Source organism: Streptomyces sp. NPDC053432, assembly GCF_055585365.1.
This window is the reverse complement of record NZ_JBVJKF010000054.1, coordinates 1-3,386: the sequence shown is the minus strand read 5'-3', so window position 1 is coordinate 3,386 and position 3,386 is coordinate 1. Positions and strand designations below refer to the sequence as shown.

The 3,386-nt window shown below is 71.2% G+C and carries 5 protein-coding genes; 2 read left to right on the top strand and 3 right to left on the bottom strand.

Annotation, left to right across the window (positions count from 1 at the left end; all coding sequences use genetic code 11):
- Positions 1-331 (top strand): hypothetical protein (locus ACZ6Y1_RS37470; RefSeq protein WP_469640651.1); only part of this gene is annotated, 331 nt, incomplete at its 5' end.
- A gap of 122 nt (positions 332-453) precedes the next feature.
- On the opposite strand, the gene ACZ6Y1_RS37465 is transcribed toward ACZ6Y1_RS37470, so the two are convergent.
- A complete protein-coding gene (locus ACZ6Y1_RS37465) occupies positions 454-1,461 on the bottom strand; it encodes a stage II sporulation protein M (protein ID WP_469640648.1) in 1,008 nt (335 codons plus the stop codon).
- Between the two features lie 113 nt (positions 1,462-1,574).
- Here ACZ6Y1_RS37465 and ACZ6Y1_RS37460 point away from each other — a divergent pair, with 113 nt between their 5' ends.
- Positions 1,575-2,546 carry an RDD family protein gene (locus ACZ6Y1_RS37460; protein WP_469640646.1) on the top strand — a complete coding sequence of 324 codons (972 nt, stop codon included), beginning with the start codon at positions 1,575-1,577 and terminating at the stop codon, positions 2,544-2,546.
- Here the strand turns inward: ACZ6Y1_RS37460 and ACZ6Y1_RS37455 are convergent.
- Positions 2,543-3,193 carry a hypothetical protein gene (locus tag ACZ6Y1_RS37455; RefSeq protein WP_469640653.1) on the bottom strand — a complete coding sequence of 217 codons (651 nt, stop codon included), beginning with the start codon at positions 3,191-3,193 and terminating at the stop codon, positions 2,543-2,545. The two genes, ACZ6Y1_RS37460 and ACZ6Y1_RS37455, sit on opposite strands and share 4 nt — an antisense overlap.
- Positions 3,194-3,291: 98 nt before the next feature.
- Positions 3,292-3,386 (bottom strand): adenosylhomocysteinase (locus ACZ6Y1_RS37450; protein WP_351857368.1); only part of this gene is annotated, 95 nt, incomplete at its 5' end.

Genomic DNA, 3,386 nt, shown 5'->3' with positions numbered 1-3,386 from the left:
GTGGACGGGGTATCAACTTCTGGCGTTGATTTTTGGCACGCTGTTGAGTTCTCAAGGAACGGACGCTTCCTTTGTACTCACCCTCAGCAACACTGACTGGGGCTTTCCTCCGGGCTTTCGTTCTGCTGTCTTGCGTTTCCGACTCTATCAGACTCTTTCGTGTCCGACTTCCTCGGCGCTTTCCAGGTTTTCGCTTTCGCGTTTCCCTTTCCAGCGATTCCGACTCTATCAGAAGTTTTCCACCGGATTTACCGGCTTCGGATTCCCGAATGAAGAGACGGTTGTGCCCCGATCGAATTCGATTTCGAAGTGGGGGCGAGAAAGATTATGAACCATCGCTGCCGAACTTGTCCAGTTCGAGGCAACCGTTAGAATCTACCTCCCCGTCGCGGATGTGTCAACACCCGCTCCGGGACCTCAGGAGACTAGCAGCTCCGGGGGGTCCGATGCACATCAGGCTGCGGTCGGGAGAGTCGCCGTCCGGTCGGCGGCCTCCACGTCGCCGGTCTCGCCCTCGCGGGCGGCGCGGCCGCCGAGGACGTAGACGTAGGCGAGGAAGGCCGCCTCGGCGACGACGCCGATGCCGATGCGGGCCCAGGTGGGGAGTCCCGACGGGGTGACGAAGCCTTCGATCAGGCCCGAGACGAACAGGACCACCGCCAGGCCGATGGCCATGCCGAGGGCGGCGCGGCCCTGTTCCGCGAGGGCCGTGCGGCGGGTGCGGGGGCCCGGGTCGATGACCGTCCAGCCCAGGCGCAGGCCCGTCCCTGCGGCGACGAAGACCGCGGTCAGTTCGAGCAGGCCGTGCGGGAGGATCAGGCCGAGGAAGACGTCGAGGCGGCCGGCGGCGGCCATCAGGCCGAGGCCCACGCCGAGGTTCAGCATGTTCACGTAGAGGATCCCCAGGACCGGGAGCCCCAGGAAGGCGCCCAGGACCAGGCAGATCGCCGCCGCCTTGGCGTTGTTCGTCCAGACCTGCGCGGCGAAGGAGGCCGCGGGGTGGCTGGAGTAGTACGTCTCGTACTCGCCGCCCGGTTGTGTCATCTCCTTCAGGAACTCCGGGGTGCCGATCGCCGACTGGACCTCGGGGTGTGTGGCTATCCACCAGCCGATGAGCACGCCGACCGCCGTGGAGATCAGTGCGGTCGGTATCCACCAGCGGCGGCTGCGGTAGACCGCCGCCGGGAAGCCCGCCGTGAAGAAGAGGGCCGCGTCGCGCCAGCCCGCGCGGCGGGTGCCCGTCACCGTGGCCCGGGCGCGCGCGACCAGCTGTGTCAGGCGGCCCGTGAGCATGGGGTCGGGGGCGCTGGACTGGATGAGGGAGAGGTGGGTCGAGACCCGCTGGTAGAGCGCGACGAGCTCGTCGGCCTCGGTGCCGGTCAGGCGGCGGCCCCGGCCCAGGAGCTGTTCCAGGCGGTTCCATTCCCCGCGGTGTGCCGTCACGAAGACGTCGAGATCCATACGGTTGCCGCTCCCCTGCCCCTGGTCCCCTGACACTGCCTGTTCCTCGCGTGGTTCAGCTTGGCAGACTGGACGTCCGTGGGGATGGGGCAGGTCACGCGAAAGGTGCTGTGGTGAGCGATCTGGTGACGGGGGACGCGGTAGTTCTGGGGCTGCGCCCCGCGCGACTGCCGAGCCGGGCGTTGGCCATCGTCCTCGATCTGCTCGTGTACCTCACCGGGTACACGGTGATCGTGATCGGGCTGGCCTACGCGACGGCTTCCCTCGACCCGGCCGCGCAGGCCGCCGTGGTGGTGGCGAGTTTCGTACTGGTGCTGGTCGGCGTACCGATCGCGATCGAGACGCTGAGCCACGGGCGGTCGCTGGGCAAGCTCGCCTGCGGGCTGCGGGTGGTGCGGGACGACGGCGGGCCGATCCGCTTCCGGCACGCACTGGTTCGCGGTGCCATGGGCGTGATCGAGCTGCTGGCGACCGTCGGATCCGTCGCGTGCATCGCCTCGCTGGTGTCGGCGCGGGGCCGGCGGCTCGGGGACGTCTTCGCGGGCACGCTGGTGATACGCGAGCGGGTGCCCGCGGCGCGGGTGATGCCGGTGCCCCCGCCGCCGCCGTGGCTGGCGGGGCGGTTCGCGGGGCTGGACCTCTCGGCCGTGCCCGAGGGGCTGTGGATGGCGATACGCCAGTACCTGACGCGGATGCACCAGCTGGACCCGCAGGTGGGGGCGGCGATGGCGGCGCGGCTCGCGGACGATCTGGTCGCGCGGACGGGGGCTCCGGCGCCCGCCGGGGTGCCGGCTGCCGCGTTCCTGATGGCCGTGGTGCACGAGCGGCAGGCGCGGGATGCCGCGAAGGCGTTCCGGCCCGCCGGGCCCGGGCCGGCTCCCATGGCCGCGCCGGCTTTCACGCCCGGGCCTGCTTTCCCGCCCGGCCCTGCTCCCGTGCCCGGGCCGGCATTCATGCCTGTGCCCGGGCCCGGACCGGTGCCCGTTGTCGATCCCGCGCCGGCGGCCCCCGTGGCGCCGGTGGCTCCCGTTGCGCCCGCCGAGACGCCGGCCCCGCGGGCCGGCGGGTTCGCGCCGCCCGCCTAGTCCGCTTCCTCGTCTTCCTCGTCGCTCTCGTTCGCGTCGAACGTGGAGGGCGGGGTCTCCAGGTGTTCGAGTTCGATGCCGGGGGCCGAGAGGACCACGTCCCCCGCGATGTGGATCGTGTGCACCTCGCCGGTGTCCAGGGCGCTGACCTGGTACTCGTCCACCAGCAGCGGGCCGCTGTCGGTCGGGTGCTCCTCGCGCCGCACCAGCGCCCAGGCCTGGTCGACCGTACGCGGGGCCAGGACCGGGTCGGTGAGCGCGACGAGGCGCACGCGGGTGGCGGGGCCGCCGGGGGCCAGGCGCAGCAGCCGGGCCGTGGCGATCAGGAAGGCCGGGGAGGTGCCGGTGAATCCGGGGGCGCGGACGTTGCCCTCGGTGGCCTCGGCTCCCGTGGGGTCGGTGCGGACCCAGGTGACCCCGTCGATGGCGGCGCCGCGGACCTGCCAGCTCGCGGCGTTCACTTCGAGGCGGATCGGGCGGCCCAGTTCGTCGATGGCCAGGTCGACGGAACCGCGGTGGTCGCCGTCCGGTGCGGTGAGCTGGGAGACGTAGCGCCAGCCGGAGGGGCCCGGGGCGCAGTGGAAGTGCTCCTCGCCCAGGGGGCTGTGGTCGTGCGGGTCATGGAGCGAGTAGCGGCCGCGGGGCATGGTGCGCACACTTCTGTCGGAACGGGGACGTACGGGGCAGGCCCCCGGCACACGTGCCGGGGGCCTGCTTCACATTCTGCTCGCTGCCGCTGCTCGGATCAGTAGCGGTAGTGGTCCGGCTTGTACGGGCCCTCGACCTTGACGCCGATGTAGGCGGCCTGCTCCGGGCGCAGGGTGGTGAGCTTGACGCCGA

What these genes read in the sequence shown, in the direction of transcription:
- ACZ6Y1_RS37465 (WP_469640648.1), bottom strand. Translation starts at nt 1,461, where the DNA reads ATGGATCTCGACGTCTTCGTGACGGCACACCGCGGGGAATGGAACCGC.
- ACZ6Y1_RS37455 (WP_469640653.1), bottom strand. Translation starts at nt 3,193, where the DNA reads ATGCCCCGCGGCCGCTACTCGCTCCATGACCCGCACGACCACAGCCCC.